This is a genomic window from Streptomyces sp. NPDC002701, from assembly GCF_042889045.1.
In the GTDB taxonomy this organism is placed as follows: Bacteria; Actinomycetota; Actinomycetes; order Streptomycetales; family Streptomycetaceae; genus Streptomyces.
The window spans coordinates 908,666-935,337 of the sequence record NZ_JBIAQL010000001.1 but is presented as its reverse complement, the minus strand read 5'-3'; the positions used below and the strand labels follow the sequence as shown (position 1 = coordinate 935,337).

At 71.5% G+C, this 26,672-nt stretch carries 23 protein-coding genes; 9 read left to right on the top strand and 14 right to left on the bottom strand.

Features of this window, described 5'->3' with window-relative positions; genetic code table 11:
- Positions 1–53: 53 nt before the first annotated feature.
- The 4 genes from ACFYXC_RS03965 to coxB all read right to left on the bottom strand — a co-directional run bounded on the left by ACFYXC_RS03965 (position 54) and on the right by coxB (position 4,542).
- Positions 54–1,352 carry an Ig-like domain-containing protein gene (locus ACFYXC_RS03965; protein WP_389546503.1) on the bottom strand — a complete coding sequence of 433 codons (1,299 nt, stop codon included), beginning with the start codon at positions 1,350–1,352 and terminating at the stop codon, positions 54–56.
- A gap of 129 nt (positions 1,353–1,481) precedes the next feature.
- Positions 1,482–1,880 (bottom strand): cytochrome c oxidase subunit 4, encoded by a 399-nt coding sequence (locus ACFYXC_RS03960; RefSeq protein ID WP_388925125.1) that lies wholly within the window; start codon positions 1,878–1,880, stop codon positions 1,482–1,484.
- Positions 1,877–3,610 carry a cytochrome c oxidase subunit I gene (ctaD, locus tag ACFYXC_RS03955; protein ID WP_388925122.1) on the bottom strand — a complete coding sequence of 578 codons (1,734 nt, stop codon included), beginning with the start codon at positions 3,608–3,610 and terminating at the stop codon, positions 1,877–1,879. The genes ACFYXC_RS03960 and ctaD overlap by 4 nt, the downstream gene beginning before the upstream one ends.
- Positions 3,607–4,542: a cytochrome c oxidase subunit II gene (coxB, locus tag ACFYXC_RS03950; protein ID WP_389546782.1), complete on the bottom strand. Its 936-nt coding sequence runs from the start codon at positions 4,540–4,542 to the stop codon at positions 3,607–3,609. Before coxB ends, ctaD begins: the two co-directional genes overlap by 4 nt.
- A 476-nt stretch (positions 4,543–5,018) precedes the next feature.
- On the opposite strand from coxB, the gene ACFYXC_RS03945 reads away from it, so the two are divergent.
- The gene (locus ACFYXC_RS03945) at positions 5,019–6,440 is read left to right on the top strand and encodes a cysteine desulfurase/sulfurtransferase TusA family protein (RefSeq protein ID WP_388925118.1); all 1,422 of its coding nucleotides are present in this window, start codon (positions 5,019–5,021) and stop codon (positions 6,438–6,440) included.
- Between the two features lie 310 nt (positions 6,441–6,750).
- On the opposite strand, the gene ACFYXC_RS03940 is transcribed toward ACFYXC_RS03945, so the two are convergent.
- Positions 6,751–7,725: a carbohydrate kinase family protein gene (locus ACFYXC_RS03940; RefSeq protein WP_389546499.1), complete on the bottom strand. Its 975-nt coding sequence runs from the start codon at positions 7,723–7,725 to the stop codon at positions 6,751–6,753.
- Positions 7,726–7,886: 161 nt separating this feature from the next.
- On the opposite strand from ACFYXC_RS03940, the gene ACFYXC_RS03935 reads away from it, so the two are divergent.
- Together ACFYXC_RS03935 and ACFYXC_RS03930 are read left to right on the top strand one after the other, a co-directional pair.
- Positions 7,887–8,150, top strand: a complete 264-nt coding sequence (locus tag ACFYXC_RS03935) for a hypothetical protein (protein ID WP_388925113.1) — start codon at positions 7,887–7,889, stop codon at positions 8,148–8,150.
- Positions 8,151–8,323: 173 nt separating this feature from the next.
- Positions 8,324–9,910 (top strand): hypothetical protein, encoded by a 1,587-nt coding sequence (locus ACFYXC_RS03930; RefSeq protein WP_389546496.1) that lies wholly within the window; start codon positions 8,324–8,326, stop codon positions 9,908–9,910.
- Positions 9,911–10,050: 140 nt separating this feature from the next.
- Here the strand turns inward: ACFYXC_RS03930 and ACFYXC_RS03925 are convergent, their stop codons facing one another.
- Entirely contained in the window at positions 10,051–10,407 is a 357-nt protein-coding gene (locus tag ACFYXC_RS03925) for a HesB/IscA family protein (protein WP_388925107.1), read from the bottom strand.
- A 338-nt stretch (positions 10,408–10,745) separates the two neighbouring features.
- Between ACFYXC_RS03925 and nadA the strand changes: the two genes are divergently transcribed.
- Positions 10,746–11,930 carry a quinolinate synthase NadA gene (gene nadA / locus ACFYXC_RS03920; protein WP_388925104.1) on the top strand — a complete coding sequence of 395 codons (1,185 nt, stop codon included), beginning with the start codon at positions 10,746–10,748 and terminating at the stop codon, positions 11,928–11,930.
- A gap of 68 nt (positions 11,931–11,998) precedes the next feature.
- Here nadA and ACFYXC_RS03915 read toward each other — a convergent pair whose 3' ends face one another.
- The 5 genes from ACFYXC_RS03915 to ACFYXC_RS03895 all read right to left on the bottom strand — a co-directional run bounded on the left by ACFYXC_RS03915 (position 11,999) and on the right by ACFYXC_RS03895 (position 18,625).
- On the bottom strand, positions 11,999–15,097 hold the full coding sequence (locus ACFYXC_RS03915) for an efflux RND transporter permease subunit (protein ID WP_389546492.1): 3,099 nt from the start codon (positions 15,095–15,097) through the stop codon (positions 11,999–12,001).
- 205 nt (positions 15,098–15,302) lie between these two features.
- Positions 15,303–15,983: a response regulator gene (locus ACFYXC_RS03910; RefSeq protein ID WP_388925098.1), complete on the bottom strand. Its 681-nt coding sequence runs from the start codon at positions 15,981–15,983 to the stop codon at positions 15,303–15,305.
- Positions 15,980–17,290 (bottom strand): sensor histidine kinase, encoded by a 1,311-nt coding sequence (locus ACFYXC_RS03905; protein ID WP_388925095.1) that lies wholly within the window; start codon positions 17,288–17,290, stop codon positions 15,980–15,982. The genes ACFYXC_RS03910 and ACFYXC_RS03905 overlap by 4 nt, the downstream gene beginning before the upstream one ends.
- 220 nt (positions 17,291–17,510) lie before the next feature.
- Entirely contained in the window at positions 17,511–17,792 is a 282-nt protein-coding gene (locus tag ACFYXC_RS03900) for a hypothetical protein (RefSeq protein WP_389546488.1), read from the bottom strand.
- A gap of 35 nt (positions 17,793–17,827) precedes the next feature.
- Positions 17,828–18,625, bottom strand: a complete 798-nt coding sequence (locus tag ACFYXC_RS03895; protein WP_388925089.1) for a PspA/IM30 family protein — start codon at positions 18,623–18,625, stop codon at positions 17,828–17,830.
- 277 nt (positions 18,626–18,902) lie between these two features.
- Between ACFYXC_RS03895 and ACFYXC_RS03890 the strand changes: the two genes are divergently transcribed.
- Together ACFYXC_RS03890 and ACFYXC_RS03885 are read left to right on the top strand one after the other, a co-directional pair.
- Positions 18,903–19,529: a DUF3043 domain-containing protein gene (locus ACFYXC_RS03890; RefSeq protein WP_388925086.1), complete on the top strand. Its 627-nt coding sequence runs from the start codon at positions 18,903–18,905 to the stop codon at positions 19,527–19,529.
- 83 nt (positions 19,530–19,612) lie between these two features.
- Entirely contained in the window at positions 19,613–20,314 is a 702-nt protein-coding gene (locus ACFYXC_RS03885; protein WP_388925083.1) for a class I SAM-dependent methyltransferase, read from the top strand.
- Between the two features lie 159 nt (positions 20,315–20,473).
- Here ACFYXC_RS03885 and ACFYXC_RS03880 read toward each other — a convergent pair whose 3' ends face one another.
- On the bottom strand, positions 20,474–20,686 hold the full coding sequence (locus ACFYXC_RS03880; RefSeq protein ID WP_388925080.1) for a hypothetical protein: 213 nt from the start codon (positions 20,684–20,686) through the stop codon (positions 20,474–20,476).
- Between the two features lie 218 nt (positions 20,687–20,904).
- Between ACFYXC_RS03880 and ACFYXC_RS03875 the strand changes: the two genes are divergently transcribed.
- The gene (locus ACFYXC_RS03875) at positions 20,905–22,104 is read left to right on the top strand and encodes a bifunctional adenosylcobinamide kinase/adenosylcobinamide-phosphate guanylyltransferase (protein ID WP_388925077.1); all 1,200 of its coding nucleotides are present in this window, start codon (positions 20,905–20,907) and stop codon (positions 22,102–22,104) included.
- A gap of 2 nt (positions 22,105–22,106) precedes the next feature.
- On the opposite strand, the gene ACFYXC_RS03870 is transcribed toward ACFYXC_RS03875, so the two are convergent.
- Positions 22,107–23,282, bottom strand: a complete 1,176-nt coding sequence (locus tag ACFYXC_RS03870; protein WP_389546484.1) for a class I SAM-dependent methyltransferase — start codon at positions 23,280–23,282, stop codon at positions 22,107–22,109.
- A gap of 200 nt (positions 23,283–23,482) precedes the next feature.
- On the opposite strand from ACFYXC_RS03870, the gene cobT reads away from it, so the two are divergent.
- Positions 23,483–24,574, top strand: coding sequence for a nicotinate-nucleotide--dimethylbenzimidazole phosphoribosyltransferase (gene cobT / locus ACFYXC_RS03865; RefSeq protein ID WP_389546481.1), 1,092 nt, complete (start codon positions 23,483–23,485; stop codon positions 24,572–24,574).
- Positions 24,575–24,955: 381 nt separating this feature from the next.
- On the opposite strand, the gene ACFYXC_RS03860 is transcribed toward cobT, so the two are convergent.
- Entirely contained in the window at positions 24,956–25,696 is a 741-nt protein-coding gene (locus tag ACFYXC_RS03860; RefSeq protein WP_389546478.1) for a hypothetical protein, read from the bottom strand.
- 61 nt (positions 25,697–25,757) lie between these two features.
- On the opposite strand from ACFYXC_RS03860, the gene ACFYXC_RS03855 reads away from it, so the two are divergent.
- Positions 25,758–26,600 (top strand): adenosylcobinamide-GDP ribazoletransferase, encoded by an 843-nt coding sequence (locus tag ACFYXC_RS03855; protein WP_389546475.1) that lies wholly within the window; start codon positions 25,758–25,760, stop codon positions 26,598–26,600.
- Positions 26,601–26,672 lie beyond the last annotated feature (72 nt).

The window sequence follows — 26,672 nt, the reverse complement described above, 5'->3', positions numbered from 1 at the left end:
GGCTGGTCGCGCAGTTCCTCGCGCCTCTGGGGGCGGGCTCCTGCGGGGCCGCCCTATGCGGACTCCGGGCGGAGTCTCGGGCGGTCCTCCGGGGCGGAGCCCTCCGTGGTGTCCGCCACCAGGGCGCTGCCCTGGCGCCAGTTCTTCCAGGTGAGGTTCCAGTCGCCGAAGCCGTTGCCGAACGGGTCCATCATGTCGCCGTACGAGTTGACGACCTTCACGAGGTCGCCGGCGCGGACGGTGTCGAAGAACCACTCGGCGTTGGCGGTGCTCATGCCGGTGCAGCCGTGGCTGACGTTGGCCGCCCCCTGTGAGCCGGCGGACCAGGGCGCGGCGTGCACGTACTCGCCGCTCCAGGTGACCCTGGTGGCGTAGTAGACGGGCAGGTCGTAGGAGTCGGCGGTGCCCTCGGCGATGCCGATGCTGGTACCGCGCATGCGTACGAAGTACTCCTTGCCCAGCACCACTTTGACGCCGTTTCTGGTGTCGAAACCCGGTTTGCCGGTGGTGACGGGGATCGTTCTGATCGCCTCGCCGTTGCGGTAGACCGTCATCGAGTGCGCGGCGGCGTCCGTCACGGCCTCTATGCGGTCGCCCGTGGTGAGCGTCAGGGGCTTGGCCCGGCCGCCCCAGAGGCGCTCGGCCACCTTGATGCCCGCGAGGTTGCTGTGCGCCCGGACGGTGGCGTGGGCGGGCCAGTACTCCTTCGGGCGGTAGTGCAGCTTCCGGTCGTCCACCCAGTGCCAGGCGCCCTGGACCGCGGGCTCGGAGCGGACCTTCAGGGCCCGCTCGACGACGGCACGCGCCGCCCTGTCCTTGACGGGGGCGCTCAGTTCGGCGGTGACCGGCTGGCCGACTCCGTAGGTGCCCTTGTCGGGTCCGAACGTCACGTCGAGCCGCTTCTTGGTCCTGGGCGTGCTGGTCCCGAAGGCGATGGTCTCGCGTCCGGGCGCGCCGTCCTCGTTCTCGGTGCTCACCCGCACCGTGTAGCGGGCTCCGGCGGCGAGGGGCGAGGTGCTGTGCCAGCGGCCTCCGTCGGCCGACAGTTCGCCCGCGACGTACCGTCCTGCGGCGTCCGTGGCCGTCACGTCGGTGATGCGGCCGCCGGAGTCCTCGGCGGTGATCTCCAGGGGCTTGTCGGGGTCGGCCTTCTTCCCGTCGCTCACGGCGGCGCTGAAGGAGATGTCCTGCCCCGCGTCGTAGGGATCGGCCGAGAGCGGGTGGCCGTCGGAACCGCAGGCGGTGACGGCCATGCCTATGGCGACGGTCAGTGCCGTGCAGCCCGCGGCGGTACGGTGCCGCGGTCGCGCCGTACCGCCGCCGGCGCTCCTGGAGTCAGCTGAGTGGTTCATGCCCCGAGCGTAGGAACCGCGGTCGGCCGCGGCGCGGCGATTGAGCCGTGCGAGGGACACCGCGCGTGGCAAAAGGGGGAAGCCCGGACCTCCTGACCGGTGTCCGGGCTTCCGTGCGCTCAGCGCGTGTTACTGGTTCTGGTTCTCTCCGCGGTAGTACTCGAAGACCCAGCCCCACAGGCCGATCATGATGATCGGGGCCGAGAACCAGAGCAGCCACCAGCCGAAGACGACGCCCATGAAGGCGAGCGCGCCGCCGATGCCGAGAGACAGCGGCTGCCAGCTGTGCGGACTGAAGAAGCCGACCTCACCGGCGTCGTCCGCGACGTCGGCCTCCTTGTTGTCCTGTGCGCCCGTGTCGACCCGCCGGGCCGTGAACCACAGGTAGTAGCCGATCATGACGCTCAGGCCGAAGCCCAGGAAGAGCGCCGTGGTGCCGGCCGGCTCCTTCGACCACACGCCATAGACGATCGCCATGACGAGGATGAAGACGGCGAGCCAGATGAACATCTTGCCCTGGACCTTCACTTGCCTGCCTCCTTGCCACCGGCGAGGGCCTTCTCACCGTGACCGGCGTTCTCGAGCTGGTCGATCGCGGCGATCTCCGGGTGGTGCAGGTCGAAGGCCGGGGATTCGGAACGGATCCGCGGCAGCGTGATGAAGTTGTGCCGCGGCGGCGGGCAGGACGTGGCCCACTCCAGCGAGCGGCCGTAACCCCACGGGTCGTCGACCTCGATCTTCTTGCCGTACTTGGCCGTCTTCCACACGTTGTAGAAGAAGGGCAGGATCGACAGACCGAGGACGAAGGAACTGATCGTCGAGATCGTGTTCAGCGCGGTGAAGCCGTCGGCCGCGAGGTAGTCCGCGTAACGGCGCGGCATGCCCTCGGCACCCAGCCAGTGCTGGACGAGGAAGGTCCCGTGGAAGCCGGTGAACAGCGTCCAGAAGGTGATCTTGCCGAGGCGTTCGTCGAGCATCTTGCCGGTGAACTTCGGCCACCAGAAGTGGAAGCCGGAGAACATCGCGAACACCACCGTGCCGAACACCACGTAGTGGAAGTGCGCCACCACGAAGTACGAGTCCGAGACGTGGAAGTCCATCGGCGGCGACGCCAGGATGACACCGGTCAGACCACCGAAGGTGAAGGTGATCAGGAACCCGGTGGCCCACAGCATCGGCGTCTCGAAGGACAAGGACCCCTTCCACATGGTGCCGATCCAGTTGAAGAACTTCACACCCGTCGGCACGGCGATGAGGAACGTCATGAAGGAGAAGAACGGCAGCAGCACCCCGCCGGTGACGTACATGTGGTGCGCCCACACCGTCACCGACAGCCCCGCGATGGCGATGGTCGCGCCGATCAGGCCCATGTAGCCGAACATCGGCTTGCGGGAGAAGACCGGGATGACCTCACTGATGATGCCGAAGAACGGCAGCGCGATGATGTACACCTCTGGATGCCCGAAGAACCAGAAGAGGTGCTGCCACAGCAACGCCCCGCCGTTGGCCGAGTCGAAGATGTGCGCGCCGAACTTCCGATCCGCCTCCAGCGCGAACAGCGCGGCGGCCAGCACGGGGAAGGCGAGCAGCACCAGGACCGCGGTGAGCAGCACGTTCCACACGAAGATCGGCATGCGGAACATCGTCATGCCGGGGGCACGCATGCAGATGATGGTGGTGATGAAGTTGACCGCGCCCAGGATGGTGCCGAACCCGGAGAACGCCAGACCCATGATCCACATGTCGGCGCCGACTCCCGGTGAGCGGACGGCGTCGGAGAGCGGGCTGTAGGCGAACCAGCCGAAGTCGGCCGCGCCCTGCGGGGTGAGGAAGCCACCGACCGCGATCAGCGAGCCGAACAGGTACAGCCAGTAGGCGAACATGTTCAGCCGCGGGAACGCCACGTCGGGCGCGCCGATCTGCAGCGGCATGATCCAGTTCGTGAAGCCCGCGAACAGCGGGGTGGCGAACATCAGCAGCATGATCGTGCCGTGCATCGTGAACGCCTGGTTGAACTGCTCGTTCGACATGATCTGCGTGCCGGGACGAGCCAGCTCGGCGCGCATGAACAGCGCCATGACGCCGCCGATGCAGAAGAACGCGAACGACGTGACCAGGTACATCGTGCCGATCGTCTTGTGGTCCGTGGTGGTCAGCCACTTGACGACGATGTTGCCCGGCTGCTTGCGCCGGACCGGCACCTCGTTCTGGTAGTGCTCGGTCTCAGCGGCACCCTGAGGTTCGTTGAGGATGCTCACAGTACGTTCGTCTCCCGTTCCTTCTCGTGGTCCGTCTGCTCGATACCGGCCGGGACGTAACCGGTCTGGCCCTTCTCGGCGAGCTCCTTGAGGTGGGCCTCGTAGCGCTCGGGAGAGACGACCTTCACGTTGAAGAGCATCCGGGAGTGGTCGACGCCGCAGAGCTCGGCGCACTTGCCCAGGAAGGTGCCCTCCTTGTTGGGCGTCACCTGGAACGAGTTGGTGTGACCCGGGATGACGTCCTGCTTCATGAGGAACGGCACCACCCAGAAGGAGTGGATGACGTCACGCGAGGTGAGGACGAAGCGGACCGTCTTGCCCTTGGGGAGCCAGAGGGTCGGACCGGGGTTGCCGGTCTGCTGGTTCCTCGTCTTGGGCGTACCGACGTCGTAGACACCGCCGGCGTTCGCCGGGAAGTCCTTCTTGAACCGATCCGGAATCGCGTCCAGGTTCTTGTCGGTCTTCGCGTCACCGGTCGCGCCGTCGACGTTCTCGATGTAGTTGAAGCCCCAGCTCCACTGGAAGCCGACGACGTTGACCGTGACGTCGGGCTTCTTGTCGAGGCTGAGGAGCTTCGACTCGTCGCGGGCCGTGAAGTAGAACAGCACCGAGACGATGATGAGGGGGACCACCGTGTACAGCGCCTCGATGGGCATGTTGTACCGGGTCTGCGGGGGAACTTCGACCTTGGTGCGGCTGCGCCGGTGGAAGAACGCGCTCCACAGGATCAGGCCCCAGACCAGCACGCCCGTGGCAAGTGCTGCGGCCCACGAGCCCTGCCACAGGGAGAGGATCCGAGGAGCCTCTTCGGTGGTCGGGGTGGGCATACCAAGGCGGGGGAAGTCCTCGTAGGTGCAACCGGTGGCGGTCGCCAGGACCAGGCCCGCAGTCAGTGCCTGCAGCAGCTTCCGCCGCATCGGGCGCCGCGGCATGGGGGTACCGCCCGCGCCCTCCAGGGCGTGGGGGAGGTCGGAGCCGTAGGGACTCACGTAGCGCCTTCCCGAGAGTCTCGCCCGCGCGGTCGGCTGCGGCCTTCTCGCTGGTAGGTCGCCGCCCTGCGTCGGGCAGGGGTTTGGATGTTTATGCGGACCAAACCCTACTGGACGCTTTTTGGGGTCGCGCGGGGAGGGTCCCCAACGCGCCGCCACTCACCCCGAAGGGGTGGAACAGGGGGTGGCGGCAGGGATGTGACGCCCCGTTCGCGGGTGCCTGCGGATGCCTGCGGCGCGCCTGGGAACTCGGGTGGGGCGGGGTCGTCGGCGGCTGCGGGCACGCTGTGGCTGATCCCGCAGTTCCCCGCGCCCCCAGGTGCCTGGGGGCGCGGGGAACTGCGCGGGCTACCCCCGCCGGCCCGCAGGCGACGCACAACGCAGGACACCCCCTCCGCAGGGAGCGTTAGCGTTACAGCGTGTCCTACTTCGACGCCGCATCCTCCGCGCCCCTCCACCCCGTCGCCCGCCAGGCTCTGCACGCCTCGCTCGACGAGGGCTGGGCGGACCCGGCCCGTCTCTACCGGGAGGGCCGCCGCGCCAGGCTGCTCCTGGACGCCGCCCGCGAGGCCGCCGCCGAGGCGGTCGGCTGCCGCCCGGACGAGCTGGTGTTCACCTCGTCCGGCACGCGCGCGGTGCATACGGGGATCGCCGGGGCCCTCGCCGGACGACACCGCGTCGGACGCCACCTGATCGTGTCCGCGGTCGAACATTCTTCGGTGCTCCATTCAGCGGAGGCACACCGGCACGCGGGCGGAACGGTGTCCGAAGTGCCCGTTCTGCGCACGGGTGCGGTGTCCGCCGACGTCTACGCGGACGCCCTGCGGCCGGACACCGCGCTGGCCTGTCTCCAGTCCGCCAACCACGAGGTGGGTACGGAGCAGCCGGTGGCCGCCGTCGCCGAAGCCTGCCGGGAGGCGGGCGTGCCGCTGCTGGTGGACGCGGCCCAGTCGCTGGCCTGGGGACCGGTCGAGGGCGGCTGGTCCCTGCTGACCGGCAGTGCCCACAAGTGGGGCGGCCCGGCGGGGGTCGGACTGCTCGCGGTGCGCAAGGGCGTGCGGTACGCGCCGCAAGGTCCCGCCGACGAGCGGGAGTCGGGGCGCTCCCCCGGCTTCGAGAACATCCCGGCCGTCGTCGCGGCGGCGGCCTCCCTGCGGGCCGTACGGGCCGAGGCCGCCGCCGGGTCGGCCCGGCTGCGGGAGCTGACGGACCGGATCCGCGCACGGGTGCCCGAACTGGTGCCGGACGTGGAGGTGGTGGGCGATCCGGTCGGCCGGCTCCCCCATCTCCTCACCTTCTCGTGTCTCTATGTCGACGGAGAGACCCTGCTGCACGAGCTGGACCGCGAGGGGTTCTCCGTGTCGTCGGGATCGTCCTGCACGAGCAGCACGCTGACGCCGAGCCATGTGCTGAGGGCCATGGGGGTGCTGAGCGAGGGCAATGTGCGGGTGTCGCTGCCGCTGGGGACGCCCGCGGGAGATGTGGACCGCTTCCTGGAGGTGCTGCCCCGCGCGGTGGCGGCCGTCCGCGAGAAGCTGGGCGCTCCCGCGTCGGGCGGGGTCGCGCCGGCGGTCCGGGCCGGCGTCTCCGCCCCGGACGCCCTGGTCGTGGACGCGCTGGTCGTGGACGCGCTCGGCAAGCGCTGCCCGATCCCGGTGATCGAGCTCGCCAAAGTCATCGACGACGTCCCTCCGGGTGGCACGGTCCGCGTCCTCTCGGACGACGAGGCGGCCCGGCTGGACATCCCGGCCTGGTGCGAGATGCGGGGGCAGGAGTACGTGGGGGAGGAAGCGGTGGCCGGGGGCACGGCGTACGTGGTCCGCCGCGCCCCGGCCCCCTAGGCGCTCCACGCCGGGGACCTGACCGGCCCGTGGTCGCCTGCGGCCCGGCGGGGGCTGATCGCGCAGTTCCCCGCGCCCCTGAAAACTCAGGAACGCGGGTTACCCATATGGTTCCCCGCGCCCCCGCACCCGCCAGGGGCGCGGGGAACTGCGCGACCAGCCCCCACACACCCGCAGCGAACCGCTACGCGCCACCCCCGCCCGCCCGCCTGAGGCACCCGCCAGGGGCGCGGGGAACTGCGCGATCGGCCCCGAACGCACCCGCGGGCGACGGAGCCACCCGAGCCGTTCCGGCCCCTGGGCAGTGGCCCTAAGCCAGATGCCCCTGAACTTCGGCCGCGGCGTCGTGCCCGTACGCCTTCGTGAACCGGTCCAGGAAGTGCGACCGCCGCAGCTGGTACTCCTGCGTCCCCTTCGTCTCGATGACGAGCGTCGCCAGCATGCAGCCCACCTGCGCGGCCCGCTCGTGCGAGACCCCCCAGGCCAGCCCCGACAGGAACCCCGCACGGAAGGCGTCGCCGACCCCCGTCGGGTCGATCTTCGCGGTCTCCTCCGGGACACCGACCTCGATCGGGTCCGCGCCGACGCTCTCGATGCGCACACCGCGCGCCCCGAGCGTCGTCACCCGGTGGCCGACCCTGGCCAGGATCTCGGCGTCGGTCCAGCCGGTCTTGGACTCGATGAGCCCCTTCTCGTACTCGTTCGAGAAGAGATACGTCGCCCCGTCGAGGAGCAGACGGATCTCGTCACCGTCCATCCGGGCGATCTGCTGGGAGAAGTCGGCCGCGAAGGGGATCGAACGGCTCCGGCACTCCTCGGTGTGCCGGAGCATCCCCTCGGGGTCGTCCGCGCCGATCAGGACGAGGTCGAGTCCGCCCACCCGGTCGGCGACCTTCTTGAGCTCGATGAGCCGGGCCTCGCTCATGGCACCGGTGTAGAACGAGCCGATCTGGTTGTGGTCGGCGTCCGTGGTGCAGACGAAGCGCGCGGTGTGCAGCACCTCGGAGATCCGGACGGACGCGGTGTCGACGCCGTGCCGGTCCAGCCAGGCCCGGTACTCGTCGAAGTCGGCGCCCGCGGCTCCGACCAGGATGGGCGAGGTGCCGAGCTGGCCCATGCCGAAGGCGATGTTCGCGCCCACGCCGCCCCGGCGTACGTCCAGATTGTCGACCAGGAAGGAGAGGGAGACCGTGTGCAGCTGGTCCGCGACCAGCTGGTCGGCGAAGCGGCCGGGAAAGGTCATGAGGTGGTCGGTGGCGATGGAGCCCGAGACAGCGATACGCACGGCTAGGACACACTCCTGCGAGGAGGGGGATTGACAGTTCACGCTACCGGGTCGGCGTTCGACAGACGGTGGGGTCCTGAAGGAGTCCCCGACGCGGAAGCAGGCAAAACTACCCGATAGTAGGGCTTTTCCCTCCGGCTTCCGGTGCATACGGTTCCGGTATGACGAACCCCAGGATCCATGGTGACGCTCCGCTGGGCCCCGACCGCACGGAAGGCGGGCCGCACAAGGAGGACTGGGAGGCCGGGGAAGGCGCCGCGGGCGGTCTCGCGGAACTGCGGGGCGACTGCGCGCGGATGGTCCCGCACTGGGAGGCTCCCGTCCGGCTCACCGCCCGCCCGGTGTCCCCGGCACTCATCCACGGCGTGACCGTGCCGCCGGCCTCCGCCCGTCTGCTGGACGCCATGTCCGACTACGGCGACTGACCGCCGGCGGGCGCACGCGTCCGAACCCGCTCCCCGGGAAGGGAACCGCACGCTCCCCCGCCGCGTCCCACCGCTGTCCCCCGTAAAGGGGAGGCAGGATACGACCCTGCTGTGCCCTGATCCGGTCGGGGACGGGTCCCGTGGGACGACGGCGTGGCGGAAGGAGCAATGCGGTGGACACCGAGCGACCCGACAACGACGCGGCGGGGACCGCCGACGAGGACCGGCCGCGCCGAGGGCGTTCGCCGGTGGTCGTCGCCTCGGTGGCGGCAGCGGTGCTCCTCGTCGGTGGCGGCGGGGCGTACTTCGCCGCCACCGCGTCCGGCGGCTCCGGAGGCGGGAACGGTTCCGGCACGCCGGGCGGCGACGGGACTCCTCCGCCCCTCGCCCTCGACGGCTCCGCACCGAGCGGTACGAGCGGCTCCGGCACGAGTGGGGTGGCTCCCGGCGAGCCCGACCCGAACGGCGCGGTCTACCGCGCCGAGGGCGAGCTGCCCGACGGCCCCTCCTCCGCGCCCGTCTACCGGGCGAAGGGCGCGGTCACCGCGGCGGAGGTGGCGCGGCTCGCCAGGGCACTGGACGTGGAGGGCACCCCGAAGGCGGAGGGTGACGCCTGGCAGGTCGGCGCCACGAAGGACGGGTTCGGTTCCGGTCTGCGGGTGAGCAGGCAGGCGCCCGGCGCCTGGACGTTCAGCCGCTTCGCGCCCGGCACCGACAACTGCAAGGGCACCACCACCTGCGCGAACCGCGGCGCGGGCGTGAGCGAGAGCGCCCGGGGCGCCGCGGTGGACCCGGTGAGCGCGGCCGCCGCGAAGAAGGCCGCGGCGCCGGTCCTGAAGGCGGTCGGCCAGGACGACGCGAAGCTCGACGCGAGCCAGCTCATGAACGCGGTGCGCGTGGTGAACGCGGAGCCGGAGGTCGGCGGGCTGCCCACGTACGGCTGGACGACCGGCGTCCACATCGGCCCGGACGGCCGGGTGGTGGGCGGCAGCGGCCAGTTGAAGGCGCCGGTGAAGGGGGACACGTACCCCGTGATCAGCGCCGAGAAGACGCTCGGCCTGCTGAACGGACCCGGGACCGGCGACGGGCGGGTGGGCATCGGCGGCTGTGCGAGCCCGGCACCCCTGGACACCGGCGGGAAGGCCGGCGGCAAGGACGGGAGCGCGGCGGTCTGCGAGCCGTCGAGCGCGGCGCCGAAGCCCGATCCGGTCGTCGTCGAGGACGCCGTGTTCGGGCTGGCCGCGCACTTCGTGGACGGCCGGCAGGCACTGGTGCCGTCCTGGCTCTTCGAGGTACGGCCCGCGGGGGCGGGCGCCGGCTTCACGGTGACCCATCCCGCGGTGGACCCCGAGTACCTGGCCGGTCCGCAGCCGCCGGGCGCCGGCGCGAGCGGGGACCCCGGCGAGGACCCGACGGCCCGGCCGAGTCCGCGGACGAGCGAGCCCGGCGGTGGCGGCGCGAGCGGGGCGCCCGACACCCGCGAGGTCCGGGTCGACGGCTACAGCGTGGACGGCAAGGAACTGACCGTCCGCTTCACCGGCGGGGTGTGCAGCGAGTACGCGGCGTCGGCGGACGCGGCCGGCGACACGGTGACGGTCCGGGTGACCGAGACCTGGCGGTCGGACCAGCCCTGCATCCTGATCGCCAAGGTCTTCCACGAGAAGGTCGACCTCGGCAAGCCGCTCGGGGACCGCGAGGTGGTCGACTCCGACGGAGACGCCGTACCGGCGGAAAAGGACCTGCCGAACCCGACCGGCTGACGCCGGCCGCCCACCGGCAACCGCCCCCGCCGCCCGGGGACGCGTCCGCCGCGGTACCACGGACGACGCGGGAACGCGGAAGGCGGCGCCCCGTTGGAGGGGGCGCCGCCTTTCTGCGTCGCTCGGGATGCGGCTCGGGACTAGCTGAACGAGTCACCGCAGGCGCAGGAGCCCGTCGCGTTCGGGTTGTCGATCGTGAAGCCCTGCTTCTCGATGGTGTCCACGAAGTCGATGGAGGCGCCGCCCAGGTACGGAGCGCTCATGCGGTCGGTCACGACCTTCACGTCACCGAACTCCTTGACGACATCGCCGTCGAGGGAACGCTCGTCGAAGAAGAGCTGGTACCGCAGGCCGGAGCAGCCGCCGGGCTGAACGGCGACGCGCAGCGCCAGGTCGTCACGGCCCTCCTGTTCGAGCAGGCCCTTGACCTTGGCCGCGGCGGCGTCCGACAGGAGGATGCCGTCGCTCACGGTGGTGGTCTCGTCCGATACGGACATCTGCTTCTCTCCCGGGTTGTACGGAGACTGCTTGCCGACGGTTCCAACCGGCGGGGCCGCGGATTCATTCCGCGCCGTGCGTCAAGTCTTCGGCTTCTCTCTTCATGCTCGCACACCCGGTCGCGAGCGGAAAACGACCTGTGGACAACCCCGCGGCACCCCCACGGGACCGGGACGTGGACCCTTTCGGGATTCACGTCACATCGACGTTATGGGCATCGTCAACATGACGTGAAGCGGTTATGATAGATAACGTCATTTCGACGAAAAGGCGTGTCCTGCTTGACCGCGCCAGACGGACGGTCCAAGTGAGCCGCAGAACAGAAAGGGTGCGTGTCGTGACCACCGCCCAGATCCAGGAGCTCGACGTACAACCGACGCCCCTCGCCCTGCTGCTGCTCGGCCGCGAGGCCGACCCGCGGAGCGAGCGCGGCGTCGAGTGTCCAGGTGACCTGCCCTCGCCGTCCGACCCGGACCTGGTGGAGCGGGCCCGCGCGGCCAAGGAGAAGCTCGGCGACAAGGTCTTCGTGCTCGGCCACCACTACCAGCGCGACGAGGTCATCCAGTTCGCGGACGTCACGGGCGACTCCTTCAAGCTGGCCAGGGACGCGGCGGCGCGGCCCGAGGCCGAGTACATCGTGTTCTGCGGTGTCCACTTCATGGCCGAGTCGGCGGACATCCTGACCTCCGACGACCAGAAGGTGGTCCTGCCGGACCTGGCCGCCGGGTGCTCGATGGCCGACATGGCCACCGCCGAGCAGGTCGCCGAGTGCTGGGACGTGCTGACCGAGGCGGGGGTGGCCGAACAGGTCGTGCCCGTGTCGTACATGAACTCGTCCGCGGACATCAAGGCGTTCACCGGGAAGCACGGCGGCACGATCTGCACCTCGTCCAATGCCGAGAAGGCGCTGAACTGGGCGTTCGAGCAGGGCGAGAAGGTGCTGTTCCTCCCCGACCAGCACCTGGGCCGCAACACCGCCGTGCGGGACATGGGCCTGTCGCTCGACGACTGCGTCCTCTACAACCCGCACAAGCCGAACGGCGGGCTGACCGCCGAGCAGCTGCGGGACGCGAAGATGATCCTGTGGCGCGGGCACTGCTCGGTGCACGGCCGCTTCTCGCTGGAGTCGGTGGACGACGTACGCGCCCGCATACCCGGCGTGAACGTGCTCGTGCACCCCGAGTGCCGGCACGAGGTCGTGGCCGCGGCCGACTACGTGGGCTCGACGGAGTACATCATCAAGGCGCTGGAGGCGGCCCCGGCGGGCTCCAAGTGGGCCATCGGCACGGAGCTGAACCTGGTCCGCCGCCTGGCGAACCGGTTCGCCCCCGAGGGCAAGGAGATCGTCTTCCTCGACAAGACGGTCTGTTTCTGCTCGACGATGAACCGCATCGACCTGCCGCACCTGGTCTGGACCCTGGAGTCCCTGGCCGAGGGCAACCTGGTCAACCGCATCGAGGTGGACCGGGAGACCGAGCAGTTCGCCAAGCTGGCGCTCGAGCGGATGCTGGCGCTGCCGTAGAGCAAGAAAAATTGCGCAGTTCCCCGCGCCCCTGAAAAGGGGCGCGGGGAACTGCGCGATCCGTGGGCCTACACCCCCACGGGCTCCCGCTCGGCGGCAGCCTCCCGCTTCGCGGACTTCTTCTGCGCGCGCCGCTCCTTGCGGAGCTCGACCATCGCGTACAGCGTCGGTACGAGCAGCAGCGTGAGCAGCGTCGACGAGATCAGGCCGCCGATCACGACCACCGCGAGCGGCTGGGCGATGAAGCCGCCCTCGCCGGTGATGCCCAGGGCCATCGGCAGCAGGGCGAAGATCGTCGCCAGGGCCGTCATGAGGATCGGACGAAGGCGGTGCCTGCCGCCCTCCAGCACGGCCTCGACGACGCCGTAGCCCTGCCTGCGGTACTGGTTGATCAGGTCGATCAGCACGATCGCGTTGGTCACGACGATGCCGATGAGCATCAGCATGCCGATCATCGACGGGACACCCATCGGGGTGCCCGTGATCACCAGCAGACCGATCGCGCCCGTCGCCGCGAACGGGATCGAGACGAGCAGGATCAGCGGCTGGATCAGCGACCGGAAGGTCGCCACCAGCAGCATGAACACGATCGCGATCGCCGCGAGCATCGCCAGGCCGAGGGACGCGAACGCGTCGTCCTGGTCCTCGGACACACCGCCGATGGAGGCCGTGGCACCGGCCGGCAGCTTCAGCTTGTCGAGCTTCGTCGTGAGCTCGTTGCTGACCGCGCCGGTGTTGTCGCCGGTCGGCTTCGCCGTGATGGTGGCGGCTCGCTGACCGTCGATGCGGGTCATCGACACCGGACCGTCGACCAGCTTCACCGTCGCGATGTCACCGAGCTTCACCGCGCCGAGGCTGAGGTTCCGCAGCTCGGACAGCGTCTTCGCCGGCTTCGCCGACTTGATGACGACGTCCCGCTCGGTGTTGTCCAGGATGGCCTTGCCGCTGGTGGTGCCGCGCACCGCCTGGCCGACGGCCGCGCCGAGGGTGGTGTCGTCGAATCCGGCCGCCGCCGCCCGGTCGTTCGCCCTGACCGAGATCCGCGGCACGGACTGGGCGAGGTCGCTGGTGACGTCGGTGACGTCGTCGAGTTCGGCGACCTCGTCCCGAACCTTCTCCGCCGCCTCGCGCAGTACGTCCGCGTCGGCGGACTTCACCACGACGCTCAGGTCCTGGCTGCCGAAGCCGTCACCGGCCGCGACCGTCGTCGTACCGATGCCGGAGAGCTTTCCGAGCCCTTCCTCGATGCGGTCCTGGACGTCGTCGAAGGAGGCCGAGTCGGACACCTTGACGGTGTACGAAGCCTGGTTGGTGTCGGTGCCGCCCCCGAAGGCGGCCATGAAGCCGGAGGAGCCGATCGTGACCTGGTAGTCCTCGACCCCTTTGACGCCGTCGAGCATCTGCTCGACCTTCTTCGCCTGGTCGTCGGTCGCGGCCAGGCTGGTGCCGGGCTTCAGCTCCTGCTTGACGGTGAGGACCTCCTGGTCGCCCTGGTCGAAGAAGTTCGTCTTCAGCAGGGGCGCCATGCCGAACGTGCCGAGGAGCACCACCACCGCGATCGCCACACTGGTGAGGCGGCGGCGGGTGGCGAAGCGCAGCACGGGCACGTAGAAGCGCTGGAGGCGGCTGCGCGCCTCCTTCTCCTCCGCCTTGCGGCGCGCCTCCTCCGGGTCGGCCCCGCGCACGTCCTTGGGGGCGCGCAGGAACCAGTAGGACAGCACCGGTACGACCGTGAGCGAGACGAGCAGCGAGGCCAGCAGGGCCGCCGTGACCGTCAGGGAGAACGAGCCGAACAGTTCACCGACCATGCCGCCGGTCAGGCCGATGGGCAGGAAGACGGCGACGGTGGTGAGCGTCGAGGAGGTGACCGCGCCCGCGACCTCGCGTACGGCGGCGAGGATCGCCTCCTGGCGCTCCTCGCCGTAGCCGAGGTGCCGCTTGATGTTCTCCAGGACCACGATCGAGTCGTCGACGACCCGGCCGATGGCGATGGTGAGGGCGCCCAGCGTCAGGATGTTGAGGGACTCACCGCGCACCCACAGCACGATCAGCGCGAGGACGACCGACATCGGGATGGAGACGGCGGTGACCAGCGTCGAGCGGACCGACGCCAGGAAGACGAGGATGACGACGACCGCGAAGAGCAGTCCGAGCGCGCCTTCGGTGGTCAGGCCCTCGATGGACTTGGAGACGGCGGGTCCCTGGTCGCTGACGACCGTCAGGGTGGCGCCGGAGCCGAGGTCCTTGCGCAGGCCCGGCAGCTTGTCCTGGACCGCGTCGGAGACCGCGACCGCGCTGCCGTCGTGGTCCATGGTGACGGAGACGGCGAGGCTCGGCCTGCCGTCGGTCCGGGTGATGGACTCCGTCCTGGCGGGCTTCTCCTCGACGGTGGCGACGGTGGCGAGGCGTACGGGCTTCTTGCCGCCCTCGCCGGTGACCATCAGGTTTTCGATCTGCCGCAGCGAGGTGAAGCCGCCGCCGACCTGGACGGTGCGGTTGCTGCCGTCCTCGTCGAAGGAGCCGGCCGGGACGGTCGCGCCGCCCGCCTGGAGGGCCTGGCCGAGCGCGGCCGTGGTCAGCCCCGCCCTCGCGAGCTTCGCGTCGTCGGGCGTGACCGCGACCTCCAGGTCCTGGACGCCGTCGACCGTGACCTGGCCGACGCCGTCGATGCCCTTGAGCGCGGGGACGACGGTACGGTCCAGCTGGTCCGAGAGGGCCTGCTGGTCCCGGTCCGAGGTGACGGCGAGGACGACGGTCGGGATGTCGTCGGTGGAACCGGCGACGACCTGCGGGTCCACGTCGTCCGGGAGCTGGACGCGGGCGCGGTTCACCGCCTGCTGGACGTCGGCCACGATCTGCGCGGAGTCGTTGCCGTAGTCGAAGGAGGCCATGATCAGGGCGTTGCCCTCACTGGCCGTGGAGGTGACGCCCGAGATCCCGTCGACCGCTTCGAGGTTGTCCTCGATGGGCTCGACGACCTGCTTCTCGACCACGTCGGGGGACGCGCCCTGGTACGGCGCCAGGACCGACACCATGGGCAGTTCGATGGTGGGCAGCAGCTGCTGCTTGAGTTGCGGGATCGCTATCGCCCCGAAGACGAGCGCGATGATCGACATCAGCCCGATGAGGGCACGCTGGGCGAGGCTGAAGCGGGACAGCCAGGACATGGGTGGCGGGTCTCTCTTCTGTTGCTTGTCTGGTGCTGACGGCTGAGGGCCTGAAGGGGGTGGGGCTCGTGGGGTGGGAGCGGCGCGATGGGCTCATGTGAGCGTTCGCCTATCACTCTGAGCCATGGGTGAGGCCGGTCCCGTCGCCCCCAGGTCCCGTTCCTTATACGGCGCATACCGCGACCGCAGTACGTACGGGCGGAGCTCACTCCACCCTTGGGCGTACCAGTCCGGATTCGTACGCGATGACCACGAGCTGGGCCCGGTCGCGGGCTCCGAGCTTGGCCATGGCCCGGTTGACGTGTGTCTTGACGGTGAGCGGGCTGACCTCGAGCCGCTCGGCGATCTCGTCGTTGGAGTGCCCGCCCGCGACCTGGACGAGGACTTCGCGCTCGCGGACGGTGAGCGCTCCGAGGCGCTCGGCGCGCGCGGGGTCCCGGTCGTCGTCGCCGTCGCCCTGGGCGAGGAACTTCGCGATCAGTCCCTTGGTGGCGGCGGGCGACAACAGCGCGTCGCCACCGGCCGCGACACGGATGGCGTTGAGCAGCTCGTCCGGCTCGGAGCCCTTGCCCAGGAAGCCGGAGGCTCCCGCCCGCAGCGACTGCACCACGTACTCGTCGACCTCGAAGGTCGTCAGCATGACGACGCGGACGTGCGCGAGGCCGGGGTCGGCGCTGATCAGCCGGGTCGCGGCCAGGCCGTCGGTGCCGGGCATCCGGATGTCCATCAGGACGACGTCGGCCCGTTCCTCGCGGGCCAGCCGGACCGCTTCCGCGCCGTCCGACGCCTCTCCGACGACCTCCATGTCGGGCTCGGAGTCGACCAGGACACGGAAGGCGCTGCGCAGCAGTGCCTGGTCGTCGGCGAGCAGGACGCGGATGGTCATGCGGGGTTCCCCTCGGCGGTCGCGCTGGTGGAGGTGGCCGCCGGGTGGGCGGCCGTCCCGGCGGCTGCGGTCGTGGCGGCGGCCGCTGACACCGGGCTTCCGGTGCGGCTCTCGACCGGCAGGATCGCATGGACCCGGAAGCCGCCTCCGTAGCGGGGTGCGGCGGTGCAGGTGCCGCCGAGCGCGGTGACGCGTTCGCGCATGCCGAGGAGTCCGTGGCCGCCGTTCTCCTCCAGGCGGGCCGCCGCGTCGTCACCGGGGCCGTCGTCCAGGACGGTGATCTCCACGTTCGGTCCCACGCGTACGACGCTGACCTCGGCCTTCGCCTCCTGACCCGCGTGCTTGCGGACATTGGTGAGGGCTTCCTGGATGACGCGGTACGCGGCGAGGTCGACGGCGGCGGGAAGGGCCGTGCCCTGGTCGGTGCGGGCCACCTCGACGGGCAGGCCCGCGCTGCGGAAGGTGCCGACGAGCTCTTCGAGGCGGTGCAGGCCGGGCGCCGGTTCGGTCGGGGCCTCGGGGTCGCCCGACTGCCGCAGCAGGCCGACCGTGGCGCGGAGTTCGTTGAGCGCGGAGCGGCTGGCCTCGCGGACGTGGGCGAGGGCTTCTTTCGCCTGGTCGGGGCGCTTGTCCATGACGTGCGCGGCGACTCCGGCCTGCACGTTGACCAGGGCGATGTGATGGGCGACGACGTCGTGCAGGTCGCGGGCGATGCGCAGGCGTTCCTCCGCGACCCGCCGGCGGGCCTCCTCCTCGCGGGTTCGTTCGGCCCGGTCGGCGCGCTCCCTTATGGCGTGCACGAAGGCACGGCGGCTGCGGACCGCGTCGCCCGCGGCGGCGGCCATGCCCGTCCAGGCGAAGATCCCGAGGTTTTCCTGCGCGTACCAGGACAGGGGTCCCGCGAGCATGGCGATGCCGGTCAGGACCGTCATGGTGAGGAGGCCGACGCGCCAGGTGGTGGGGCGGTCGGTCGTGGAGGCGACGGTGTAGAGGGCGACGACGGCGGACATCGCGACGGGGGCCCGGGGGTCGCCGGTCACGAACTCCACGGCGGACAGGGCACCGGTCGCGGCGAGGACCCTCAGCGGGTGGCTGCGGCGGAAGACCAGGGCGGTCACGGCCAGCAGCATGAGCGTGAGGTTGAGGGCGTCCGGGGTGCGGGTGCCCCATTCGGTGCCGCCGTGCCGGCCGTTCGGCTCCGCGAACGAGCCGATGATCATGCACGCGAGGACTGCCGTGGCCAGGGCGCCGTCGACCACCAGGGGGTGGGAGCGGAGCCAGTCCTGGGTGCGCGTCAGTGTGCTCACACCTGTTTACGGTACGGGTCCCTAGCCGGGGGCGGGGCGGGGGCGGGGTGCGGCCCCCTGGCGGGGCGGGGCGGTGGTGGGGATGTGGCCGCGGGTCCGTGAGGGCTGGTCGCGCCGTTCCCCGCGCCCCTGAAAAGACTGCGCCGTTCCCCGCGCCCCTGAAAAGCGGGGCTCCGCCCCGGCCCTTCAACCCGTCCGGCGTCGGGGGCGGAGGAAGAGTTCAGCCGGGGATCAGTCCTTCGGTGTCGTTCAGCATTTTTCGGACGTCTGTGAGTGTTGCTTCGGGGGACGGGAGGATCAGTTCCGATGGTTCCAGCGAGTCGTCGGGGTGCGGCGTCCCGAGACGCCGCACCGCGTCGAGCAGCGCTCCCAGCGTCCGCCGGAACCCCTCCTCGTCGCCGGACTTCGTCTCCGCGAGGAGCTCGTCGTCCAGCTCGTTCAGTTCGGCGAGGTGGCTGTCGTCCAGCCTCACCTGTCCCTCCCCCATGATCCGTACGATCATGACGCCCTCCTCGGCGTGGGACGGACCGCCCGCGGTCACTGCTTGTCGAAGCGCGGGGTGTCCTGCGGCTTCTGCTGGGACTGAGTCTGACCCGCACCGCCCTCGATCGCCTGCTGGGAGGACGAGGAGCCCCCGGCCAGCTCGGCCTTCATGCGCTGCAGTTCGAGCTCCACGTCCGTGCCGCCCGACAGCCGGTCCAGCTCGCTCTGGATGTCGTCCTTGGCGAGCCCGGAGTGGTCGTCCAGGGCGCCGGAGGCGAGCAGTTCGTCGATGGCACCGGCCCGCGCCTGGAGCTGCGCGGTCTTGTCCTCGGCCCGCTGGATGGCCATGCCGACGTCGCCCATCTCCTCCGAGATGCCGGAGAAGGACTCGGCGATGCGGGTCTGCGCCTGGGCGGCCGTGTACGTCGCCTTGATCGTTTCCTTCTTGGTGCGGAAGGCGTCGACCTTGGCCTGCAGCCGCTGGGCGGCGAGGGTGAGCTTCTCCTCCTCGCCCTGCAGGGTCTGGTGCTGCGTCTCCAGGTCGGTCACCTGCTGCTGCAGGGCGGCCCGCCGGGACAGCGCCTCACGGGCCAGGTCCTCCCGGCCGAGGGCGAGCGCCTTGCGGCCCTGGTCCTCCAGCTTGGAGGACTGGCCCTGCAGTTGGTTCAGCTGCAGTTCCAGGCGCTTGCGGGAGGTCGCCACGTCGGCGACGCCGCGGCGCACCTTCTGCAGCAGCTCCAGCTGTTTCTGGTACGAGTAGTCGAGGGTTTCGCGCGGGTCCTCAGCCCGGTCAAGGGCCTTGTTCGCCTTCGCGCGGAAGATCATCCCCATACGCTTCATGACACCGCTCATGGGCTTCGCGCGCCCCCTTCTGACGGACTCCAGCTCAGCGACTACAACAGAACCCACAGTACGGGGCCTGCCTCCATTACCGCACTGTTCGGGGACGGATGCGCTCATCCCCAAGGACGACTGATGACGATCTTGCTCCGGCGTGAGGAGTAGGTGTCTCCCAGGGTTCGTCCCGGGGTCGGCCGCCGGAACCGCACACCTCCACCCCCGTTCGGGCCTCTCTGTCCCCCTACAGACGACCGGTGTTGCCGGATCGTTCCCCACTCGGCGGACGTCCATGCCTCCGTACCCCTTACCCTTGGGTTTTGTGTTCCGTAGCCGTGCCAAGGATGAGAAGGCCCACGCCGACAAGGCGCCGGTGACCGACTCCACTCAGACCCGTGACCCGCAGGCCCCCAAGGGTCGGCCCACGCCCAAGCGCAGTGAGGCCCAGTCCCAGCGCCGCAGCGTGGCCAATACGCCGACGTCGCGGAAGGAGGCGGCCAAGCGACAGCGTGACGATCGCCGTGCCCACATGGAGAAGCAGCGCCAGGCACTGGCGAGCGGCGACGAGCGCTATCTGCCCGCCCGCGACAAGGGCCCCGTGCGCAAGCTGGCGCGGGACTTCGTCGACTCGCGGTTCTGCATCGCCGAGTTCTTCCTGCCGCTCGCCGTGGTCATCCTCGTACTGAGCATGGTCCGGATCGCGCAGCTGCAGAACGTGGCGCTGCTGCTGTGGCTCTTCGTGATCGTGCTGATCGTGCTCGACTCGATCGGCATCGCGATCCGTCTGAAGAAGCAGCTGAACGCGCGCTTCCCGGACGAGCCCAAGCGCGGTGCCGTCGCCTACGCGCTGATGCGCAGCCTCCAGATGCGTCGCCTCCGGCTGCCGAAGCCGCAGGTCAAGCGCGGAGAGCGGCCCTGAGCGCGGCAGCTTTCCCGGGGGGCGCGGCGGACGCCTGGCTGAACGGGCTGGGCGGCCTGCGTGATGTCGTACGGCAGGAGCTGGTGGCCCGGCAGCTCGACGAGCAGATAGCCGGGCGGTTCCCCGTGGGGCAGCGGCTGCGGGTGCTCGACGTGGGCATGGGCCAGGGCACGCAGGCCCTGCGGCTGGCCCGGGCCGGGCATGAGGTGACCGGGATCGAGCAGGACTCCACGATGATCTCCGTGGCGCGTGAGGCCCTGGCCGCCGAGCCGGAGGGGATCCGCGGCCGGGTGCGGATCGTCGAGGGCGACGGCCGGGACACCGGCGTCCACTTCCTTCCCGGCAGCTTCGACGTGGTGCTGTGCCACGGCGTACTCATGTACGTCGAGGAGCCGGACGCGCTGCTCGCGGGCCTCGCCCGGATGCTGGCCCCCGGCGGGCTGCTGTCGCTCCTGGTGCGCAACGCCGACGCGCTGGCCATGCGGCCGGGGCTGGCCGGCGACTGGGCGGGAGCGCTGGCCTCCTTCGACACCAGCGCGTACACGAACCGGCTGGGGCTCGACGTCCGGGCCGACGGGCTCGACACGCTCACCGGCACGCTGGCCGGGATCGGGGCACCGCTGCACGCCTGGTACGGGGTGCGGGTCTTCACGGACACGGTCGCCGACGACGCGGCGGTGCCGGACGACGTGGACGTCCTGCTGGCCGCCGAGGAGCGGGCCGGGCGGACGGAGCCGTACCGGCGGGTGGCGGCGCTGCTTCACCTGTGCGGTGTGCGGGGCTGACCGTGGTGCGGGGTGGGGTGGTTGCGCCGTTCCCCGCGCCCCTGAAAGCAAAAGACTGCGCCGTTCCCCGCGCCCCTGAGTCCCCGCGCCCCTGCGGAGGCCGCGGTCTTCGGGGCCGCGGCCTCTCGGGGCGTCGTTCGTGCGGGGTGCGCGGCGTGCCTAGGACGCCTCGGCGTGCAGGCTCATCGGGCCGTAGATCTCCGAGGCGTCCTCGAAGATCCGGACCTGGTCCGCTCCCCCTTCGGCCAGCTCCTTCCAGTGCTCGCCGAGCCAGGACTCCGCGTCGCCCTGGGTGGTGAACTCCTCGGGCTGGACCGCGGGCTGGACCTCCGTCCCGTCGGCCTTCTCGAACCGCCACGTCCATGCCGCCATGTCAGCCTCCCAAAAGTACCGAGCAAGATCGGGCTCTTGGCCGTCAGCCTAGGCGCTCCACCGGTTGTCCGGTGTTCAAAAGTGCAGGTCGAGAACTGTGGGGTGCCGGTGACGGGTGGACGCGGGCCGGTAGCGCCCGGCTCCGCGCCGCCGAAGAGGTGTGCCCTTGTGCACCGCCTGGCGGGCACGAGCCGCTCCGACACGGAAAAATCAGCTCCGTGGAAGTGACTCTGCTTGGTACCGGCGGGCCCCTGGGGCTGCCCAGGCCCGATTGTTCGTGCGCCGTCTGCGCGGTGGCCCTCGGAGGGGCCGCGCGGGCGGCGACCGCCCTGTTGGTGGACGGGGCGCTGTTGCTGGACCTGACGCCCGGCGCGGTCTTCGCGGCGGCCCGGGCGGGGCGTTCGCTGAGCGGGGTGCGGCAGGTGCTGCTCTCGCATCCGCACGACGGGCCCGCCGTGGAGGTGCCGGCGGGGCTGCCGCAGCCGGGGCGGGTGCCGGACGGCCAGGAGCTGACGCTGCTGACGGGGCACCGGGTGCGGGCGCTGGCGCTGGACGCGCCGGGCACCGGGTACGCGGTCACGGGCCCGGACGGGACGCGGCTGCTCTACCTGCCGCCGGGCGGGGCTCCGGCGGGCCTGGACGAGACGACCGCGACGTACGACATGGTGGTCGGCGATGTCGTGGGGCGGCCGGACGCGCTGGCCCGGCTGCGACTGGTGGGAGCCGCGGGGCCCGCCACCGACGTGATCGCGGTGCACCTGGACCACGACGTGCCGCCGGGCCGGGAGCTGCGGCGGCGGCTCGCGGCCGCGGGGGCGCGGGCGGTGCCGGACGGGACGACGTCGACCGTCGGGGTGTACGAGGACGTGCCCGACGTGCCGCGCCGGACGCTGGTGCTCGGCGGGGCCCGGTCGGGCAAGTCGGTGGAGGCGGAGCGACGGCTCGAAGCCTTCCCCGACGTGCTGTACGTGGCGACGGGCGGCACGCGCAACGGGGACGGGGAGTGGGCGGCCCGGGTGCACGCGCACCGCGAGCGGCGCCCCGGCTCCTGGCGTACCGCCGAGACCTGCGACCTCGTGCCCGTCCTGAAGGAGGACGGGCCGCCGGTGCTCATCGACTGCCTGTCCCTGTGGCTGACGGACGCGATGGACTCCGCGAACGCGTGGGACGACGCCGAGTGGGCGGGCGGCGGCGAGCGCGCGCTGCGGGCGCGCGTCGAGGAGCTGACCGCCGCTGTCCGCGAGTGCCGCCGCACGGTGGTCGCCGTCTCCAACGAGGTCGGCTCCGGCATCGTCCCCGCCACCCCGTCGGGCCGCCGCTACCGCGACGAACTGGGCCGGCTGAACGCGGCGTTCGCGACCGAGTGCGAACACGTGCTGCTGGTGGTGGCGGGGCAGGCCCTCCCCCTCAAGGGCTGAGGTCAGTGGGCGGCCGGCTCCCGGGGGTTCTTGCGGGCGATGATCCGGTACGCGTTCGAGAAGCGGGTGCGGCGCAGGAGCGGGGCCAGGGCGTGGTCCAGAACGAAGGCGGAGGCGAGCAGCGGGGTGGTGGCCCGGGTGAGGGCCGTTCGCAGGGTGCGCTGGAGGTCGGTCGGCGGGGCGGGGCGCCAGGGCTCGTCCCCGCCGGGCAGCCGGCTGCCGATCGCCAGCGCCAGGGCGCCGGTCAGGTCGTAGGGGATGTGCGGTTCGCGGCGGTCGGTGGAGACGACCGAGCAGCCCAGCTCGTCGAGTTCGTCCAGCAGGTTGCGCAGCGGCATGAGGTGCAGGTGCTGCGGCTGGCAGTAGGACACCCACCACTTGCCGAGCAGCGCGCCGAACGCGCAGTCCGGGTCCGGGACTTCGACGAGCAGGTGCCCGCCGGGGCGCAGCACGGCGAGCGCGGCGCGCAGTTCCTCGCGCGGGTCGGGGCTGTGCTCCAGGTGGTGGAACATGCTGACCACGTCGTAGCGGGCGCGCAGCCGTCCGACCAGGTCGGGCAGCCGGCCGCGGTGTGCCTCCTCCACCCGGCCCGCGGCCCGGGCCCGGTCGACGCGTGAGGTGGGGTCGAGCCCGTCGAAGGACGTGTACGTGAAGAGCTCCTTGGCCGCCGCCGGGAAGTGGCCGTGGCCGGTGCCGACGTCGAGCCAGCTCTCGGGCTCCGGGAACGGGAGCATCGCGCGGGCCGCGGCCTCGTGGCGCCGGCGCCCGGCGTGCGAGCGCAGGGCCCGCTCGGCGAAGCCGGTGTGCTCCTCGCGGCCCTCGCTCCTGTCCTGGTTCTCGTAGAAGTCCCGGTAGTAGAAGGCGAGGCCCTCCGTGGTCAGGCGGGGGTTCTGGAAGGCGTGAGCACAGTCCTCGCACTCGTCGACGACGAAGGTGCCGGGCTTGTGCTGGAGCAGGTCCGGGGTGCGCAGGCGGGTGCGCAGCCTCTCCGAGCCGCACCAGGGGCAGTCGGGTCTGCGGGGTTCGTGGAAGCGGTCGGTGCCCTGGGCCAGCTCTCCCAGGTACACGGCGCGGCGCTGGGCCACGGTCGGCCGGGCGGGAAGTGTGATTGGGGTGACGGGCTGGGGACGGGGCTGGAACGGGGGCTGGGGCTGGGGCTGGACGGGTGTGGGGGGCATGGTCTGTCTGCTCCTGCCGGTCCGACTGGGTAAAACCCTGTAGAGGCTGATATGAGCTGTTACCAGCTGATACAAACCGGTATGACAATCCACTGCAAACCGGAACGTATGGGATCGCGATCTTCGATGCAAAGACCTCGCCCCACGCACTGACCGCCCGTCAGGATCCCGGGCGGATCACTGCCGGTACTGTTCGGCGAATGAGCTCGCTTAATCTCGACGACTTCACCGATCTGATCGAGCGCCCGGACGGTGGCGTACGCCGTGACGCGGAGGCGCGCCGGGAGCGCCAGGTCGTGCCGCCCGGCGCGCTGGGGCGTCTCGACGAACTCGGTGAGTGGCTGGCGGCGGCGCAGGCGGCCGTGCCGGTGCGGGCGATCGAGCGTCCGCGTGTGGTGCTGTTCGCGGGCGACCACGGGGTGGCCGGCCTCGGGGTGTCGGCGCGGCCCGCCGGGAGCGCCGACGAACTGGTGCGCTCCGTACTGGACGGCTCCAGCCCGGTGTCGGTACTGGCCCGGCGCCTCGGGGTGCCGGTGCGGGTGGTGGACATGGCCCTCGACTGCGAGCCCGAGGGGCTGCCGGACGAGGTCGTACGGCATCGGGTGCGGCGCGGGTCCGGGCAGATCGACGTGGAGGACGCGCTGTCACCGGAGGAGGCCGAGGCCGCCTTCCGGGCCGGGGTCGCCGTCGCGGACGAGGAGGCCGACTCCGGGACCGACCTCGTCGTGCTCGGGGACGTGAGTGTCGGCGGGACGACGGCGGCGGCCGTGCTGGTCGCCGCGCTGTGCGGGACCGACGCGTCGGTGGTGACCGGGCGCGGGGGGCTCGCCATCGACGACCTCGCCTGGATGCGCAAGTGCGCGGCGATCCGTGACGCCCTGCGTCGCGCCCGGCCCGTTCTCGGGGACCAGTTGCAGTTGCTCGCCACGGTGGGCGGGGCCGATCTCGCCGCGATCACCGGATTCCTGCTGCAGAGCGCTGTCCGCAAGATGCCGGTGATTCTGGACGGGGTCGTCTCGGCGGCCTGTGCGCTGGTCGGACAGCGGGTCGCCTTCCGGGCGCCGGACTGGTGGCTGGCGGGGCAGAGCAGTGGGGAGCCGGCGCAGGCGAAGGCGTTCGACCGGATGGCGCTCGAGCCGCTGCTGTCACATGGGGTGACCGTGGGGGGCGGGGCGGGGGCGCTGCTTGCGTTGCCCTTGGTCCAGGCGGCGGCGGCCCTGGCAGCGGAGCTGCCGGAGTCTCCCGCGGATCCTTCGGCTCCCTCGGCCCCTTCGGCCCCGGACGCCGAGTAGCGGACTCGGCGCACCTTGGCGTGCGGGCCATTCGTCTGCGGGCCGGCGGGGGCTGAGCGCGCAGTTCCCCGCGCCCCTTAAAAGCAGGGCTACGCCCTGCTCCCGAGGACAGGGGCGCAGCCCCGTCCTCAAGGGGCGCGGGGAACGGCGCGCTCAGCATGAGACGGCCCGCACTCAACCCACAACATCACCCCCACCCACCCCCAGGGGCGCGGGGAACTGCGCGACCAGCCCCCACCGCCCCGCACGACCCGCAACACCACCCCCCACCCACCCCCAGGGGCGCGGGGAACTGCGCGGCCAGCCCCCGCCGGCCCGCACTCCACCCACAACATCGCCCCTCCCCCAGGGGCGCGGGGAACGGCGCTCGGCGGGGGCGGGTCACTGAGGGGTGGGTTTGCCGCCGATCAGGTCCTGGATCCGGCGGCGCGGCCCCGCCCACCGCAGATCGTGGCGGTAGGCCCGCAACTGCGCCCGCGCCCGGGCACGCGGCCGCCGACGGTAGACGCGCCGGGCCCAGGGCGAGGCGGGCCGCGCCAGCCGGACCGCGCCGACCAGGGCGACGAGCGGGACGATCACCCCGAAGATCGCCATCCGCGCCTTGCCCTTGCTCAGCGCCAGCAGCGCGAGGCCGAAGTTCAGGCCGACGCTCAGGATCACGCTCGCCCGGTCGTAGAGCTCGTCGTCGGAGAGGTCGTCGACGCCGAACGGCAGGAAGCCGCTGAGCATCAGACCGACCAGGGCCGCCGTGACCACCACGACCTCGACACTCTTGCGCCCCTCCTCGCTCCAGTACACGTCGTCCAGATGCAGGATCAGCGCGAACTCGTCGAGCACCAGACCCGCGCCGATCCCGAACACCACCGCGAACACGGCGGAGCCGAAGCCGTGCCGGTCGCTGCCCACCGCGCCGAAACCGCCGATCACGGTGAGGACGACGCCGGGGACGACGTGGTGGACGTGGAGACCGCCGGCCTTGACGTTGCCGAACGGGCCCCTGCCCGCCCGGATGAGCCGGACCACGATCCGCGTGATCACGAACGTGAGGACGAAGGAGGCGAGCGCCAGCAGCAGCGGCAGCTTCCCCGGCTCGATGATGTTCCGTGTCCACCAATGCCCCATGTGCGCACTTTATCCACGTCCGACGTACGCGTCCTGCGGGCCGCCCCGGTACCCTGCGCCGGTGTCCACGCCCCCGCCCGCGCCCCCGCCCACACCTCCCTCCGCACCCTCGCCCGGGGCCCCCGGGGCGTCCTGGACCGACGGGCTCCGCTTCGCCTTCGGCACACTCACCGCACTCCCGGTCACGGTGCACCGCTGGGACCGCGGCGCCGCGCGCGCCGGCATGCTGAGCGCGCCCGTGGCCGGGCTGGCCGTGGGCGTCCTCGCGGCCCTGACGGGCCTGTTCCTGCTGGTGTGCGGGGCAGGCGCGCTCCTGGCGGCCGTGGCGACCGCCGCCGTACCCGCCGTCCTCACCCGCGGCCTCCACCTCGACGGCCTCGCCGACACCGCCGACGGCCTCGGCAGCGGCAGACCCGCCGAGGACGCGCTGCGCATCATGAAGCAGTCGGACATCGGCCCGTTCGGGGTCATCACCCTGCTGTTCGTCCTGCTCGCCCAGGTGGCCGCGCTCGCCCAGGCGTACGGGACCTCGTGGACCCGGGGCGCCCTCGCGGCCGTCGTGTCGGCCGCGGCGGCACGGCTCGCGCTCACCCTGGCCGCCCGCGCGGGGGTGCCGCCCGCCCGCCCCGAGGGCCTGGGCGCCGCGGTCGCGGGCACGGTCCCCGTCCGGGCCGCGCTCCTCACGGCGGCCGGCGTCGTGGTGGTGGCAGCCGGCGCGGGCGTCCCCCTCGGCGCCCACGGCGCGCTCGGTTCGGCGCTGGCCGTCCTGCTCGCCTGTGCCGCCGCCGAGGCCCTGCTGCGGCACTGCACGCGCCGCTTCGGCGGAGTGACGGGCGATGTCTTCGGCGCCCTCGAAGAGACCGCCGCGACGGTGGCCCTGGTCGCCTTCTGCCTCCTCGCCTAGGACCCTGACCAGTACCTTGACCGGGACCCTGACCGGGACTCTGATCAGGGCCCGACCGGGGTCCAACCCGGC